14 protein-coding genes and 1 tRNA gene are annotated in these 14,883 nt (G+C 68.4%); 7 read left to right on the forward strand and 8 right to left on the reverse strand.

Annotated features, from left to right (window positions below; genetic code table 11):
- Nucleotides 1-157 precede the first annotated feature (157 nt).
- Complete coding sequence (locus tag ASE86_RS00545; protein ID WP_056421595.1) at nt 158-1,279, reverse strand: DUF2171 domain-containing protein; 1,122 nt, start codon at nt 1,277-1,279, stop codon at nt 158-160.
- A gap of 246 nt (nt 1,280-1,525) precedes the next feature.
- On the opposite strand from ASE86_RS00545, the gene ASE86_RS00550 reads away from it, so the two are divergent.
- From ASE86_RS00550 to ASE86_RS00570, 5 genes are all read left to right on the forward strand, one after another.
- Nucleotides 1,526-1,601: transfer RNA gene (locus ASE86_RS00550), tRNA-Ala, on the forward strand.
- A 111-nt stretch (nt 1,602-1,712) separates the two neighbouring features.
- Nucleotides 1,713-3,422 carry a DEAD/DEAH box helicase gene (locus ASE86_RS00555; protein WP_056421596.1) on the forward strand — a complete coding sequence of 570 codons (1,710 nt, stop codon included), beginning with the start codon at nt 1,713-1,715 and terminating at the stop codon, nt 3,420-3,422.
- 177 nt (nt 3,423-3,599) lie between these two features.
- The gene (locus tag ASE86_RS00560; protein WP_056421597.1) at nt 3,600-4,055 is read left to right on the forward strand and encodes a YaiI/YqxD family protein; all 456 of its coding nucleotides are present in this window, start codon (nt 3,600-3,602) and stop codon (nt 4,053-4,055) included.
- A 34-nt stretch (nt 4,056-4,089) separates the two neighbouring features.
- A complete protein-coding gene (locus ASE86_RS00565; RefSeq protein ID WP_056421598.1) occupies nt 4,090-4,845 on the forward strand; it encodes an NUDIX hydrolase in 756 nt (251 codons plus the stop codon).
- A 26-nt stretch (nt 4,846-4,871) separates the two neighbouring features.
- Nucleotides 4,872-5,585 carry an extensin family protein gene (locus tag ASE86_RS00570; protein ID WP_082441808.1) on the forward strand — a complete coding sequence of 238 codons (714 nt, stop codon included), beginning with the start codon at nt 4,872-4,874 and terminating at the stop codon, nt 5,583-5,585.
- A 129-nt stretch (nt 5,586-5,714) separates the two neighbouring features.
- Here the strand turns inward: ASE86_RS00570 and ASE86_RS00575 are convergent, their stop codons facing one another.
- Nucleotides 5,715-6,716: a fumarylacetoacetate hydrolase family protein gene (locus ASE86_RS00575; protein WP_056421599.1), complete on the reverse strand. Its 1,002-nt coding sequence runs from the start codon at nt 6,714-6,716 to the stop codon at nt 5,715-5,717.
- Nucleotides 6,717-6,790: 74 nt separating this feature from the next.
- On the opposite strand from ASE86_RS00575, the gene ASE86_RS00580 reads away from it, so the two are divergent.
- Both ASE86_RS00580 and ASE86_RS00585 read left to right on the forward strand, forming a co-directional pair.
- The gene (locus ASE86_RS00580) at nt 6,791-10,207 is read left to right on the forward strand and encodes a PAS domain-containing protein (protein WP_235523945.1); all 3,417 of its coding nucleotides are present in this window, start codon (nt 6,791-6,793) and stop codon (nt 10,205-10,207) included.
- A gap of 36 nt (nt 10,208-10,243) precedes the next feature.
- On the forward strand, nt 10,244-11,533 hold the full coding sequence (locus tag ASE86_RS00585; protein WP_056421600.1) for an adenylosuccinate synthase: 1,290 nt from the start codon (nt 10,244-10,246) through the stop codon (nt 11,531-11,533).
- A 99-nt stretch (nt 11,534-11,632) separates the two neighbouring features.
- Here the strand turns inward: ASE86_RS00585 and ASE86_RS00590 are convergent, their stop codons facing one another.
- The 6 genes from ASE86_RS00590 to fabI all read right to left on the reverse strand — a co-directional run bounded on the left by ASE86_RS00590 (nt 11,633) and on the right by fabI (nt 14,875).
- On the reverse strand, nt 11,633-11,944 hold the full coding sequence (locus ASE86_RS00590; RefSeq protein ID WP_056421601.1) for a hypothetical protein: 312 nt from the start codon (nt 11,942-11,944) through the stop codon (nt 11,633-11,635).
- 82 nt (nt 11,945-12,026) lie between these two features.
- The gene (gene aroC, locus ASE86_RS00595; RefSeq protein WP_056421602.1) at nt 12,027-13,088 is read right to left on the reverse strand and encodes a chorismate synthase; all 1,062 of its coding nucleotides are present in this window, start codon (nt 13,086-13,088) and stop codon (nt 12,027-12,029) included.
- Nucleotides 13,085-13,612 (reverse strand): GNAT family N-acetyltransferase, encoded by a 528-nt coding sequence (locus tag ASE86_RS00600; RefSeq protein ID WP_056426338.1) that lies wholly within the window; start codon nt 13,610-13,612, stop codon nt 13,085-13,087. Before ASE86_RS00600 ends, aroC begins: the two co-directional genes overlap by 4 nt.
- A complete protein-coding gene (locus ASE86_RS00605) occupies nt 13,609-13,866 on the reverse strand; it encodes a DUF2442 domain-containing protein (protein ID WP_156346990.1) in 258 nt (85 codons plus the stop codon). The genes ASE86_RS00600 and ASE86_RS00605 overlap by 4 nt, the downstream gene beginning before the upstream one ends.
- On the reverse strand, nt 13,832-14,083 hold the full coding sequence (locus ASE86_RS00610; RefSeq protein ID WP_056421603.1) for a DUF4160 domain-containing protein: 252 nt from the start codon (nt 14,081-14,083) through the stop codon (nt 13,832-13,834). The genes ASE86_RS00605 and ASE86_RS00610 overlap by 35 nt, the downstream gene beginning before the upstream one ends.
- A complete protein-coding gene (gene fabI / locus ASE86_RS00615) occupies nt 14,084-14,875 on the reverse strand; it encodes an enoyl-ACP reductase FabI (RefSeq protein WP_056421604.1) in 792 nt (263 codons plus the stop codon). It abuts the gene before it with no gap.
- Between the last annotated feature and the right edge of the window lie 8 nt (nt 14,876-14,883).

The raw sequence follows: 14,883 nt of genomic DNA on the forward strand, positions 1-14,883 counted from the left end.
CCGCGCTACACCGCTGCTTCATCCCCGGTTTTGTGACTCCGGGCTCTGCGCGGAGCACCGGCGGGCACGCAAAAACGGCCCGGGCATTGCTGCCCGGGCCGCGCCTGCGGTCCGTCCGGCTTGGGACGGACGGACCAACCCTTGGGCTTAACCGACCTCAGTAGGTGCCGGAGAAGCTCTTGTTCAGATTCGTCGTGCCGGTGTCGTCGGCGTCGCGGTTGCTGGCGCGATTGTCGGTCGCGCTGCTATCGCCGAACATCGCGCCCGACTCTTCCTCGTCCTTCCACTGCTTCTTGGCTTCGTCGGACGACTTGGTGATCTTCACCTTGTCGTCGACCGAGGAAATCCAGCTCGACGGGATCGAGTGATGGCGGCCACCGGCGGCGACGTCGGTCTTCGTCAGGATGATGCGGTCACCGCGCACCTTGTCGACGGTGCCGACGTGCGTACCGTCCGATCCGACCACTTCCATGTGCTCGGTCACCTTGCTCAGCGAATCGCGCTGGGTCTGGCGGTTTGACCGCCACGAACCGAACTCGTTCTCGAACTTCTTGCCGTTCTCGCGGCGGTATTCGCTGTAGTCGCGGTCGAGCGCATCGATCTGGCCACGGCGCCAGCTATGGTAGTCGTCGTCGCGGCCATAGGCGTTGGTGTTGCCCATCCGCTCGTCATAGCGCTGGTCGTACTCGCGACGACGCTCGGCCTCCTCATCGCCGAACCACGAGCGGACTTCGTCGCCCGCGCGCGCCATGAAGCCGCGGTCCTGATAGTCGTAGCCCTGCGGCGCGCGGCCATAGTCGCGGTTCTGGCCACGGTTCTGGCTCTGCTGACCCTGCCAGTTGCCGCCGCGGTCGTTATGCTGGTTCCAGTCGCGATCGCGACCGTAGCTGCCGCGGCCGTAGTCGCTGGTTTCGGTGAAGCGATGGCCGTCATGGCCGTAGGAGCCGTGCCACTCGTTGTTGCCGCCGCCGAAACGCTGCTGGCCATAGCTGCCACGGTTGTAATCACGGCCCTGGTCGCGGTTGCTGCCGTAGTAATCCCGGTTGCCCGCGCCGTAGCTTTCGCGGTTGCCCCAGTTGTCGGGGCGCGAGTCGCGGCCGCCATAGCCTGTGCCGCCGCCACGGAAATTGCGATCGTCACGACCGCCAAGTTCCCCGGCCGAGCGATATTCGCGCGCGCTGGAATAGGTGAAGTCCCGACCCGATCCATAATCGCGCCCATAGTCCTGCTGGTCGCGGTCGTAATTGTTCGGGAAGTCGTAATTGCGGTCGTACGCCATGATACGGTTCTCCTGCACTGCTCGCGGATACACGCGACCGGCTTGTTGCCCGTCGCCATGCCTGCTGGAGGAATTAAAGGACGACCGCTTTCTTTGTTCCTTGCCGCCGGCGTACCCGCGCGACGAAGTGCAGCACCGCAGCGCCGTGTCGAAAGCGCGCGCGACCAGAGGCGTTGCATCGCGGCGCGCTTGTGGCTAAGGGAGCGGCCCCGACAGCGCGTAACGCGTAGCCGGGCTCGAGAGTGCGGGGCTGTAGCTCAGATGGGAGAGCGCTGCAATCGCACTGCAGAGGTCAGGGGTTCGATTCCCCTCAGCTCCACCACCCGCTCTCGACACAGACGCACTCGCCCTGCCTGACGCTGCAAGCCCATTTGGAAACGGGTTCCGAGCGCCTCGCACGCGCTTTTTGATCCTTTCCAATTAGGTTGCCCAAATGCCGTTCGAAAATCTTCCTACCGTCCTCGCCGACGCGCTGACCGCGCGTGGCTATGAAGCGCTGACCCCCGTCCAGGCGGAGGCCACCGCCGACGCCGCGGTCGGCCGCGACCTGATCGTCTCGGCCCAGACCGGATCGGGCAAGACCGTCGCCTTCGGTCTGGCCGCCGCGCCCGACCTGCTGGAGGACGGCAAGCTGCCGCCCGCCGGCGCGCCGCTCGCGCTGGTCATCGCGCCGACGCGTGAACTGGCACTTCAGGTCAGCCGTGAGCTCGGCTGGCTGTATGCCGGTGCGGGTGCCCGCATCGCCACCTGCGTCGGCGGAATGGACGCCAGCCGCGAGCGCCGCGCGCTGAACGGCGGCGCGCATATCGTCGTCGGTACGCCGGGGCGTCTGCGCGACCATCTGGAGCGCGGCGCGCTCGACCTGGGATCTTTGCGCGTCGCCGTGCTCGACGAAGCCGACGAGATGCTCGACATGGGCTTCCGCGACGATCTGGAAGGCATCCTCGACACGACGCCCGACGGCCGCCGCACCCTGCTGTTCTCGGCAACGATGCCCAAGCCGATCGTCGCGCTCGCTAAGCGCTACCAGCGGGACGCTCTGCGCATCTCGACGGTGGGCGAGGATCGCGGTCACGGCGACATCGCCTATGTTGCGGTGCCGGTCGCGCCGTCGGACATCGAGCACGCGGTCATCAACCTGCTGCGCTTCTACGAGGCGGAGACGGCGATGCTGTTCTGCGCCACGCGCGACAACGTCCGCCACCTGCACGCCAGTTTGGTCGAGCGCGGGTTCGCCGCGGTCGCGCTGTCGGGCGAGCACAGCCAGAACGAGCGCAACTCCGCATTGCAGGCGCTGCGCGATCGCCGCGCGCGCGTCTGCGTCGCGACCGACGTCGCCGCGCGCGGCATCGATCTGCCGACGCTGAGCCTCGTCGTCCATGTCGAGATGCCGCGCGATGCCGAGACGCTGCAGCACCGTTCGGGCCGTACGGGGCGCGCGGGCAAGAAGGGCACCGCGGTCCTGATCGTGCCGTACCCGCGCCGCCGCCGCGTCGACATGATGCTGAAGGGCGCACGGATCAACGCGGAGTGGCGCGACCCGCCGACCGTCGAGGACATCCGCGCGCAGGATCACGAACGCCTGCTCGCCGACCTGCTGGCGCCGGTCGAGGTGGATGACGAGGATATCGCGCTGGCCGAGCGGCTGATGGCGGAAAAGACCCCGGCCGAAATCGCCGCGGCGCTGGTCCGCTCACATCGCAACGCGCTGCCTGTCCCCGAGGAGCTGGTCGATCGCACCGCGCTGTCGCCGCTGGAGCAGAAGGGCCACCGTGCCGGTTTCGACGACACCGTGTGGTTCCGCATGGACATCGGCCGCCGCCAGAACGCCGACGCGCGCTGGATCCTGCCGCTGATCTGCCGCCGCGGCCATGTGACGAAGGCCGAGATCGGCGCGATCCGCATCGGCCAGACCGAGACGAGCTTCCAAGTGCCGCGCGCGATCGCCGACCGCTTCTACGATGCGGTGAAGCGCAGCGCCGGCGAGGACGAGGTCAACATCATCCCCGGCGACGGCCCGCCCCCGCAGACCGGCGGCAGCGCCCGCCAGCGCGGCGGCCCCAACCGCCCGCAGCAGCGCCCCGGCGGCGGCGCGCCGTACCGGGCAAAGCCCGCCGGTGCGCGCGGCCCGCGGCGGGGGTAAGCCCGAGACGAAGGACTGCGCTCTCCTCCGTTCGTGCTGAGCTTGTAAAAGCACCGCTTTTCGATCCGCAAACTGCGTCTTTGCGGCACAAAGTACGGTGCTTCGACAAGCTCAGCACGAACGGTATTTGGAATTCGGCGTCTTTGCCGACCGCCCCAAATCCCCTATCGCGCCCCCATGCTCCGCATCCTTGTCGACGCCGACGCCTGTCCGGTGAAGGAAGAAATCTACCGCGTCGCGTGGCGCACCGACGTGCCCGTCGCGATCGTCAGCAACAGTCGGATGCGCGTGCCCGATCACCCGCTGGTCAGGCAGGTGACCGTGTCGGACGGCTTCGATGCCGCCGACGACTGGATCGCCGAGAACAGCGATGCCCGCGCGATCGTCGTCACCGCCGACATCCTGCTGGCGGACCGCTGCATCAAGGCCGGAGCCACCGTGCTTGCCCCCACCGGCAAGCCGTTCACCGCCAGTTCGATCGGCACGGCAGTCGCGACGCGGGCGATCATGGCCGACCTTCGCGCCGGGGCGATGGGCGACCCGATCGGCGGGCCGAAGCCGTTCGCGAAGGAGGATCGCTCGCGCTTCCTCTCCGCCCTCGATGCCGCGATCGTACGGTTGCGCCGCGCGTGAAGCGTTCGGGGCGCTTGAGCGTTCGCCCCGGCACATGACTGACGAGCCTGTCCCCATCCCCGCCGCGACTGTCGTGATCTTTCGCGACCGCGCCGGTGCGCCGCCCGAACTGCTGATGGTCGAGCGGTCGGCGGCGATGGTCTTTGCCGGCGGGGCGATGGTGTTTCCCGGCGGGCGCGTGGACCCCGGCGACCATGCGCTGGCGGCCGAACTGGGGCTGGACGACGAAGACGGACCAGGACGGATCGCCGCGGTGCGCGAATCGATCGAGGAGGCGGGCGTCGCCCCCGGCGTGACGCCGGGTGACGCAGCGACGATCACGCGGTTGCGCGGGCTGCTCCACGATGGTTCGACGATCGGCGCCGCGCTGGAGGCGGCGGGAGCCGCGCTCGACCCGCAGGAACTGGTCCCGTTCGCGCGCTGGCTGCCGCTGGGGATGCGCCACCGCATCTTCGACACGCGCTTCTACCTCGCGCGCCTGCCCGACGACGCGCCCGAGCCGAGCGTGGACGCGACCGAGAACAGCCGCCTGGTCTGGACGACGGCCGCGGTGATGCTGGCCGAGGCCGATGCGGGCCGCGCGACGATCATCTTTCCGACGCGGCGCAATCTGGAGCGGCTGGCGCTGTTCGACGACTTCCACTCCGCAGTCACGCAGGCCCGCGCGCACGCGGTCCGCACGATCACCCCGTGGTTCGAGGATCGGGGCAGCGTTCGCCATCTCTGCATCCCCGACGACCTGGGCTATCCGGTCACCGCCGAACCTGCCGACACGGTCCGGCGCGCGTGAAGGGCGTGCGCCAGTTCCTGGTCGCGATGACGGTAGCCGCGGTGATCCTGGCGGCGGTCTTCGCCATCTATGCGGTCGTGAAGTCGCGGCCGCAGGACCTGCCGTGGACCCCGCTCGACCTAGCCGAGAAGCCGGGCATGTTTACCGGTCGCAAGCTCGCCGCGCTGGGCGACGATTTCAGCGGGTGCCGCGCGCTGCTGGACAAGGCCGGCGTTCGCTACACCGCGCTCGAACCGCTGCGCCCCGCGCAGGACCAGTGTGGCTATGCGGACGGGGTGCGGCCGACCGGCGGCGCGGCGGCGCTGCGCTATGCCCCCGCCGGGCTCGGCATGGCCTGTCCGGTCGCGGCCGGCATGGCGATGCTCGAATGGAACGTCATCCAGCCGGCGGCGGAGACGCATTTCGGGTCACCGGTCCGCACGATCGAGCATTTCGGCAGCTACAATTGCCGGCGGCTATATGGCCGGAGCTCGGGCGACTACAGCCAGCACGCCACCGCCGACGCGATCGACATCGCCGGTTTCGTCCTGCGCGACGGGACGCGGATCACCGTCGTCGGCGATTGGGACGGGTCGGGGCCGAAGGGCAACGAAAAGGCGGCGTTCCTACGTGAGGTGCGCGACGGCGCGTGCCGGCTGTTCGCGACGACGCTGTCGCCGGACTACAATGCGGCGCACCGGGATCACTTCCATCTGGACCAGGCGAACCGAGGCGCGATGGGGTGGAAAGCCTGCCGCTAAATCGATCCTCCCCTGCAAGGGGAGGTTGCGCGCGTCAGCGCGACGGAGGGGTGTCACCTTGTCCGGATAGCTGGACACCCCTCCGTCAGGCCTTCGGCTTGCCACCTCCCCTTCCAGGGGAGGATTGGGTCATTCGACGGTCTGTTCAATAACGCCAAAGATCGGGTGATGCTTGTCATCCTCCGCCCAGATTCGCACCGTGTCGCCCTTCTTCAGGAACGGCGTCTCGGCCTTGCCGCCGCGGATCGTCTCGACCGTGCGCACTTCGGCCAGGCAGGAATAACCCACCCCGCCCTCGGCGATCGGCTTGCCCGGACCGCCGTCGGCGTCGCGGTTGCTGACGGTGCCCGACCCGATGATCGTGCCCGCCCCCAGCTTGCGGGTCTTTGCCGCGTGCGCGACCAGCGTGCCGAAATCGAAGGTCATGTCGATGCCGGCGTCGGCGCGGCCAAAGGGCTGGCCGTTCAGATCGACCATTAGCGTGCGGTGCAGCTTCCCGTCCTGCCACCAGTCGCCGAGCGCATCCGGCGTCACGAACACCGGCGAAAACGCACTGGCGGGTTTCGACTGGAAAAAGCCGAAGCCCTTGGCGAGTTCGCCCGGGATCAGGTTGCGCAAGGAAACGTCGTTGGTCAGCCCGACCAGCAGGATGGCGTCCAGCGCCTGTTCGCGGCTGGCGCCCTGCGGCACGTCGCCGGTCACGACCACCACTTCGGCCTCCAGGTCGCAGCCCCACGCCTCGTCCGCCAGCGGGATGGGATCGCGAGGAGCCAGGAAGCCGTCCGACCCGCCCTGGTACATCAGCGGATCGTGCCAGAAGCTGTCGGGCATCTCGGCCGAGCGCGCCTGCCGTACCAGCGCGACATGGTTCACATAGGCCGATCCGTCCGCCCACTGGTACGCGCGCGGCAGCGGCGATGCCGCGTCGTGTTCGTGGAAGCGGATGCGCGGGATGACTTCGTGGTCGAGATCGGTCTGCAGGTTGCGCAGGTCGGGCAGCAGCTGGTCCCAATTGTCGAGCGCGGCCTGCAGCGTCGGCGCGATGTGGCTGGCGTCGGCGCACCAGGCCAGGTCGTTCGACACCACCACCAGCCGGCCGTCACGACCGTGCTTCAGGCTTGCAACCTTCATGCATCGTCTCCTGTTTCTAGGCGTTCAATGCCCGGAGGAAGGGCCGGTGTCGATGACCATGTTGACAGATACGCATGAGTGACCGACCAGCCGTGACCATGGGCCTGCGCTTCCTCGATCATGGCGGAGAAATGGGCGGGCGCATCCGCGACCGGGACTGGTCGCAGACGCCGCTCGGGCCGATCGAGCGCTGGCCGGCGACGCTCAGGACCGTGCTGGGCGTCTGCCTGTCGTCGAGCCACCCGACCTGCGTCTACTGGGGCCCGGACATGCGGCTGCTCTACAACGACGCCTGGTCGGTCATCCCGGGCGAGCGGCATCCGGCGTGTCTGGGCGAGCCCGCCGCCGAGGTGTGGCAGGACATCTGGGATGTCGTCGGGCCGGAATTCGACCAGGTGATGACGACCGGCGAGAGCATTGCCGCCTATGACCAGCCGCTGACGTTCCTGCGCGACGGCGTGCCGGTCGATACGTACTTCAACTACAGCCTGACCCCGATCCGTGACGAGCACGGCGACATCGTCGGCATCTTCAACCAGGGCAACGAGACGACCCGGCTGGTGCTCGCCGAACGCACCAGCACACGCGAGGTCGGCCGCCTGCGCGAGCTGTTCCATCAGGCACCGAGCGCCGTCGCGCTGCTGCACGGCCCCGATTTCGTGTTCGATTTCGCCAACGACTCATACGGCGCGCTGGTCGGTCGCCGCGACATCATCGGCAAGCCGCTGGTCGAGGCGCTGCCCGAGATCGTCGAGACCGGGCTGGACGTCATATTGCGCCGGGTGTGGGAGACGGGCGAGCCCTATAGTGCCGATGCCGCGCCGGTGCCGATCTTTGCCGCAGGTGGTGGCCTGGGCGAGATCCGCCAGCTCGATTTCGTCTATCAGCCGATCCGCGCGATCGACGGCCAGGTTACAGACATCTTCGTCCAGGCCAACGACGTCACCGACCGCGCGCGCGCCGAGGACGCACTGCGCAAGAGCGAGGAACGATTGCAGCTGGCGCTCGGTTCGTCGCTCAGCATCGGCACCTGGGACTGGGACGTGGTGACGAACCGCGTCACCGCCGACGATCGGTTTGCGAAGCTCTATGGCGTCGATCCGGTGCTGGCCGTGGACGGGGCTGCCATCGAGCAGTTCTTCAGCGGCATCCATCCCGACGATCTGCCACGCGTGCAGGCCGGGATCGACGCGACGCTAAAGAGCGGGGCACCCTTCATAGAGGAATACCGGCTGGTCCGCACCGGCGGCGCGGTGCGCTGGGTCGTCGCGCAAGGCCGCGCAGTCTTCGATGCGGACGGCCGCGCGATCCGCTTTCCCGGCGTCAGTTTCGACATCACGACCCGGCGTAACGCGGAGGACGCGGCGCGCGACGCCGCTGCGGAACTGCGCGAAGCGACCGAGGCGCAGGATTTCGTCTATCGCCTGACCGAACAGATGCGCCGCCTGGGCTCGGCCGAGGATATCCAGCGCACTGCCGCCGCCGCGATCGGCCGCCGGCTGGCCGCCGACCGGGTCGGCTTCGTCCGGGTGGAGGGCGAGACGCTGTGCTTCGACACCTGCTGGACCAGCGAGGCAATGACGCCGCTGACCGGCACGCTGCCGCTCGACCGGCTAGGTCGGAAAGTGCTCGACACCTATCGCGGTGGCGAGACGCGGGTCGTGTACGATCACGTCGCCGAGAAGCGCGCGCTGCACGTGGACGAGCGGATGGAGGTGGAGGCGGGCGCCGGTGTCGGCGTGCCGCTGATGCGCCACGGTCGATGGGTCGCCGGCGTCTACGTCAACCAGGACCGTCCGCGCTACTGGAGCGCGGATGAAGTATCGCTGGTCGAGGCGGTGGCCGATGCCGCCTGGGACGCGGTCGATCGCGCGAACGCGGTCGCAGCGCTCGCCGACAGCGAAGCGAAGTTCCGCGCCATCGCCAATTCGATCGACCAGATGGTCTGGTCGACCCGGGCCGATGGCTTTCACGACTATTTCAACGAACGCTGGTATGATTTCACCGGCGTGCCGCACGGATCGACCGACGGCGAGGGCTGGGCGGGCATCTTCCATCCGGACGACCAGGACCGCGCGTGGGAGCAATGGACCCACAGCCTGGCGACCGGTGACCCCTACCGCATCGAATACCGCCTGCGCCACCGCAGCGGCACATACCGGTGGGTGCTGGGCAGTGCGCTGCCGGTGCGCGACGCCGGCGGGCGGATCGTCCGGTGGTTCGGCACCTGCACCGACATTCAGGAGATCGTCGAGGCGCGCGACGTGCTGGCGCGGTCGCGGATCGACCTGGAAAACGCGGTCGTCGAACGCACCGAACAGCTGATGGCGGCAGAGGCGCAGCTGCGTCAGGCGCAGAAAATGGAAGCGGTCGGCCAGCTGACCGGCGGCATCGCGCACGACTTCAACAACATGCTCGCGGTCGTCATCGGCGCACTCGACCTGCTCGAACGCCGCGTGGCACAGGGGCGGACCGATGTCGCCCGCTATGTCGAGGCGGCGCGCGACGGCGCGACCCGCGCGGCGGCGCTGACGCAGCGCCTGCTCAGCTTCTCGCGCCAGACCGCGCTCGATCCGGTGCCGATCGACCTCAGCCAGCTGGTCGACGGCATGACCGAACTGCTCGACCGGACCCTGGGCGAAGGCATCCATGTCGAGACCGACGTCGCCCAGGGCACGTGGTTCGCGCGGACCGATCGCAGCCAGCTGGAAAACGCGCTGATCAACCTGGCGGTCAACGCCCGTGACGCGATGCCGCGCGGCGGGCGCCTGCTGATCGCCACCGGCAATCGCGCGATCGATTCGGCACGGGCCGCCGCGGCGGGCATGACGCCGGGCGACTATGTGATGATCGCGGTGTCCGACACCGGCACCGGCATGGACGCCGACACCGCGGCGCGCGCGTTCGACCCCTTCTTCACGACCAAATCGGTCGGCAAGGGCACCGGCCTCGGCCTCAGCCAGGTGTTCGGCTTCGTCCGGCAATCGGGCGGGCACATCACGCTCAACACCGCGCCCGACAAGGGCACCTGCATCACGCTGCTGCTGCCGCGCGACGCCAGCGGCCGGGTGCCGACCGCGCCGACGCCGACCGGTGCCGAGGCGCCGCGCGCGCGCAACGGCGAATCGGTGCTGGTCGTCGAGGACGAGGAGCGCGTGCGCAATTTCTCGATCGAGGCGCTGGAGGAACTCGGCTACCGCGTCACCGCCGCTCCCGACGGACCGAGCGCGTTGCGGCTGATCGACGACGGCCTCGCGCCCGACCTGCTGTTCACCGACATGGTGATGCCCGAAATGACCGGGCGCGAGCTTGCCGCCGCGGCGCGCCACTACCGTCCCGGTCTGCCGGTGTTGTTCACCAGCGGCTACACCCGCGAAGACGGCGACGCGGCGGAAACGGTGGCGCCGCAGGTCCTGCGCAAGCCCTTCGATGTCGTCACGCTGGCCATGCGCGTGCGCCAAACGCTCGACGCCGACGCCCCCGTAAGCTAGGGGCACGCCGGTTTTCCAAGATCGGGGATACGGGATTTGGCCAACGTCGCGGTGATCGGCGCCCAGTGGGGCGACGAGGGCAAGGGCAAGATCGTCGACTGGCTGGCGGAACGCGCCGACATGGTCGTGCGGTTCCAGGGCGGTCACAACGCCGGCCACACATTGGTCGTCGGCGAGAACGTCTACAAGCTGTCGCTGCTGCCATCGGGCATCGTCCGCGGCACGCCCAGCGTCATCGGCAACGGCGTCGTGCTCGATCCGTGGCACCTGCGCGACGAGATCGCGAAACTGGGCGGCCAGGGCGTCGCCATTCCGCCCGACACGCTCATCATCGCCGAGACCTGCCCGCTGATCCTGCCGTTCCACCGCGATCTGGACGCGCTGCGCGAAGATGCGAGCGGCGCGGGCAAGATCGGTACGACGCGGCGCGGCATCGGTCCGGCGTATGAGGACAAGGTCGGCCGCCGCGCGATCCGCGTGTGCGACCTGGCGCACCTCGATGCACTGGGCCCGCAGCTCGACCGGCTGACGGCGCACCACGATGCTCTCCGCGCCGGCTTCTGCCAGCCGCCGATCGATCGCGAGCGGCTGCTGGGCGAACTGCGCGAGATCGCCGATTTCGTGCTGCCCTATGCCAAGCCCGCCTGGAAGCTGCTGGCGGAGGCAAAAGCCAAGGGCCGGCGGATGCTGTTCGAAGGCGCGCAGGGCGTGCTGCTCGACGTCGATCACGGCACCTATCCCTTCGTCACCTCGTCCAACACCGTCGCCGGCACGGCAGCGGCGGGTTCGGGCCTGGGGCCGAGTGCGGTCGGCTTCGTGCTGGGCATCGCCAAGGCGTATACCACCCGCGTCGGGTCAGGGCCGTTCCCGACCGAGCTGGAGGACGAAACCGGCGAACAGCTTGGCATCCGCGGCCATGAATTCGGCACCGTGACGGGGCGCAAGCGTCGCTGCGGCTGGTTCGACGCGGTGCTGGTGCGCCAGTCGGTCGCGGTCTCGGGCGTGACCGGCATCGCGCTGACCAAGCTCGACGTGCTCGACGGGTTCGAGGAAGTGCGCATCTGCACCGGCTACCGGCTGGGCGACCAGACGCTCGACCATTTCCCGGCACACGCCGCCGACCAGGCACAGGTCGAGCCCATCTGGGAAACGATGGCCGGCTGGTCGGAAACGACCGCGGGTGCGCGCAGCTGGGCCGAACTGCCCGCGCAGGCGATCAAGTACATCCGTCGCGTCGAGGAATTGATCCAGTGCCCGGTGGCGCTGGTGTCGACTAGCCCGGAGCGTGACGACACGATCCTGGTCCGCGATCCGTTTGCCGATTGATCGATCGGGTGCTCCCGAGCGGAGCGGCAGTCCCCAAAACGACAACCGCCGCGCCGATCACCCGATCGACGCGGCGGCTTCGCATTCTGGCCTCAGCGCTTAGCGCGGACGCTTCTTGTCCTTCTTCGGCTTCTCGCCATCGGTCGGTGCCGCGGTCGGATCATCGGTGGTCGTCGGCGCGCTGGTCGCCGTCGTGGTCGAATCCGTCGGTGCCGTCGTAGTCATCGGGTCGGTCGTCGGTGCGGTCGGCGCCATCATCGGCTGGGCGGGCTGTTCCGGCGTCACCGGGTCGGGCTGCGGCGTCGGCGCGACGATCTGGCCGCTCGGGGCGGTTTGCGGCGTCGTCGTCTGCGCGATGGCGGCGCTCGACAGACCGGCTGCGAACAGACCGGCGATCAGGATCTTGGTCATCTCAACTCTCCTTTGAAATCCGTAGCCAACCAACGCGCGGCATAGGAAAAGGAGAGTCCGCCTACCTCCGATCAGGCACGCCTCAGCCGCATTGCGCGCGATGCAGCAGCTTCTGGTCGGCCAAGACGAGTGCCATCATCGCCTCGACGACCGGCACGCCGCGGATGCCGACGCACGGGTCGTGACGGCCCTTCGTCGCGATTTCGGTCGCGTCGCCATCGCGTGTGATCGTCTCGACCGGGGTCAGGATCGAGCTGGTCGGCTTGAACGCGACGCGCAGCCGCACCGGCTGCCCGGTCGAGATGCCACCCGCAATGCCGCCGGCGTGGTTGGCAAGAAATTCCGGCCCCGCCGCACCGGGGCGCATCGGATCGGCATTGTCCTCGCCCGACAGCGTGGCGGCGGCAAAGCCATCGCCGATCTCGACGCCCTTGACCGCATTGATCGACATCGCGGCGGCAGCAAGTTCGGAATCGAGCTTGGCATAGAGCGGCGCCCCCCACCCGGCGGGAACGCCGATCGCCTCGCACGCGACGACCGCGCCCAGCGACGATCCCGACTTGCGCGCGGCGTCCACCAGCGTTTCCCAACGCGCGGCGGCCGCCACATCGGCGGCAAAGAACGGGTTCTCGCCGATCTGGCTCGCGTCGAAGCCTGTCGCCGTGTCCCCACCGATCGCCTCGACCCAACCGGTGATCGTCACCTCGGGGATGACCAGCCGCGCCACCGCACCTGCCGCGACCCGCGCCGCCGTCTCGCGCGCCGACGACCGCCCGCCGCCGCGGTGGTCGCGGAACCCGTACTTCGCATCATAGGCGTAGTCGGCATGGCCCGGCCGATAGGCGAGCGCCACGTTCGAATAATCCTTCGACCGCTGGTCGACATTCTCGATCATCAGGCTGATCGGCGTGCCCGTCGTCCGGCCTTCGAATACGCCCGACAGGATGCGCACCTGGTCTGGCTCGCGGCGCTGCGTCGTGAAGCGGCTGGTGCCCGGACGGCGCTTGTCGAGCCAGGGCTGGATGTCGCCTTCCGACAGCGCGATCCCTGGCGGGCAGCCGTCGATGACGACACCCAGCGCCGGTCCGTGGCTTTCGCCCCAGGTCGTGAAGCGGAACACGCGACCGAAGCTGTTGTAGCTCATGCGTGCTCCCCCAGGCTGGCAAAGGCATCCGCGTGCGCCGCGACTCCGCGCACGCCGCAGGGCATCTTCCCGTCCTGCAACGGCACCGCCATCAGATGATCGCCCGCATAGGGGCTCTGGAAGCCCTTCGCCCAATCGGCCGAAAAGCCGTGGCGGCCATAGAAATCGGGTTCGCCCAGCACGAAGCACAGCGCGACGCCGGCTGACCGGAGGTCGCGCAAGCCCGTCCGGATCAGCAGGTCGGTGATGCCGCGCCCGCGATGCGCCGCGGCGGTCGCGATCGGTGCCAGCGCGACGGCAGCAACCGGCTTTCCGTCGACCTCCACCGTCATCCGGCTGAACGCGATCATGCCGGCCAGCGCGCCGGTGTCCTCGTCATCGGCGACCAGCGTCAGCACCATGTCGCCATCGATGCACAGTCGGCGCACCAGCCCCGCCTCGGCGGCTTTCGGGAATGCGGCGGCAAGCAACGCCTCGATCGCCGCGACGTCCCCACCGGTCGCGGCGCGGATCGCGTAGCTCACGCGGCGCGTGCGGGTGCGGTTTCCCAACGGTCCGCCAGCAAGGTAGCGATGGCGATATCCTCGTCCAGGCCTTCCCAATGGATACCGCCTGGCGACAGGAAGAAATCCTGTCGCTCCGCCTGTGTCCCTTTCAGCAGGCGCGGAAACCATGCGATCGGAACGCCGATGGTCCGCCCGTCCTCGAGCGAGACCCAAATCGAATCCTCATCGAAACGTACATCAGTCGGTTCCGGCGAAATATGCGTTCCAGCCATCCAAAATCTCCTGTCGCCGGCGGACGGCGATCTCCTCGACCGTGCGGAGTTCGCGGGGGGTGAGGCGACGGTTATACGCGGGTCTGACCTCGGGAAACAGCCAGAGCTTGGCCGTGCCGCCCGGTCGGGTCACATGAACGTGCACCGGCTCCCGCGGCGATCCCTCGAACGAATAGAAATGGAAGCGAAAACCGCTGTCGCGGAAGACGACTGGCATTTACGCCAGCGCGATATCCGGCGCGTCCTCTGCCTTCATGCCGATGACGTTATAGCCGGCGTCGACATGGTGGATCTCGCCGGTCACGCCCGACGACAGGCTGCTCAGCAGATACAGGCCGGCGCCGCCGACCTCGTCGATCGATACGGTGCGGCGCATCGGGGCGTTCAGCTCGTTCCATTTCAGGATGTAATTGAAATCGCCGATCCCGCGCGCCGCCAGCGTCTGGATCGGGCCGGCGGAGATCGCGTTCACGCGGATGTTCTCGCGGCCGAGATCGACCGCCAGATACTTCACGCTCGTCTCGAGTGCCGCCTTGGCGACGCCCATGACGTTGTAATGCGGGATGACCTTTTCCGCGCCGTAGTAGGTCAGCGTCAGGATCGATCCGCCGTCCGGCATCATCTCGCGCGCGCGCTTCGCCACCGCGACCAGCGAATAGGCCGAGATGTTCATGGTCATCAGGAAATTGTCGAGCGTGGTGTCGTAGTAACGCCCCCGCAGCTGCGACTTGTCGGAAAAGCCGATCGCATGGACGACGAAGTCGATCGTCGGCCATTCCGCCTTCAGCGCGTCGAAGGTCGCGTCAAGCGCCGCCATGTCGGACACGTCGCAGTCGAACAGGCGCGCGACGCCCAGTTCCTCGGCCAGGGGCCGCACGCGCTTCTCCATCGCCGCGCCCTGGTAGCTGAACGCGAGTTCGGCACCCGCCGCGCTCAACTGTTTGGCGATGCCCCAGGCAAGCGACTTGTCGTTCGCCAGCCCCATGATCAGCCCGCGCTTGCCCTGCATCAATCCCG

Source organism: Sphingomonas sp. Leaf33, from assembly GCF_001421785.1.
GTDB lineage: Bacteria > Pseudomonadota > Alphaproteobacteria > Sphingomonadales > Sphingomonadaceae > Sphingomonas.

Coding starts and splice junctions, on each gene's coding strand:
- ASE86_RS00545 (WP_056421595.1), bottom strand. CDS start 1,279: ATGGCGTACGACCGCAATTACGACTTCCCGAACAATTACGACCGCGAC.
- ASE86_RS00555 (WP_056421596.1), top strand. CDS start 1,713: ATGCCGTTCGAAAATCTTCCTACCGTCCTCGCCGACGCGCTGACCGCG.
- ASE86_RS00560 (WP_056421597.1), top strand. CDS start 3,600: ATGCTCCGCATCCTTGTCGACGCCGACGCCTGTCCGGTGAAGGAAGAA.
- ASE86_RS00565 (WP_056421598.1), top strand. CDS start 4,090: ATGACTGACGAGCCTGTCCCCATCCCCGCCGCGACTGTCGTGATCTTT.
- ASE86_RS00570 (WP_082441808.1), top strand. CDS start 4,872: ATGACGGTAGCCGCGGTGATCCTGGCGGCGGTCTTCGCCATCTATGCG.
- ASE86_RS00575 (WP_056421599.1), bottom strand. CDS start 6,716: ATGAAGGTTGCAAGCCTGAAGCACGGTCGTGACGGCCGGCTGGTGGTG.
- ASE86_RS00580 (WP_235523945.1), top strand. CDS start 6,791: ATGAGTGACCGACCAGCCGTGACCATGGGCCTGCGCTTCCTCGATCAT.
- ASE86_RS00590 (WP_056421601.1), bottom strand. CDS start 11,944: ATGACCAAGATCCTGATCGCCGGTCTGTTCGCAGCCGGTCTGTCGAGC.
- aroC (WP_056421602.1), bottom strand. CDS start 13,088: ATGAGCTACAACAGCTTCGGTCGCGTGTTCCGCTTCACGACCTGGGGC.
- ASE86_RS00605 (WP_156346990.1), bottom strand. CDS start 13,866: ATGGCTGGAACGCATATTTCGCCGGAACCGACTGATGTACGTTTCGAT.
- ASE86_RS00610 (WP_056421603.1), bottom strand. CDS start 14,083: ATGCCAGTCGTCTTCCGCGACAGCGGTTTTCGCTTCCATTTCTATTCG.
- fabI (WP_056421604.1), bottom strand. CDS start 14,875: ATGCAGGGCAAGCGCGGGCTGATCATGGGGCTGGCGAACGACAAGTCG.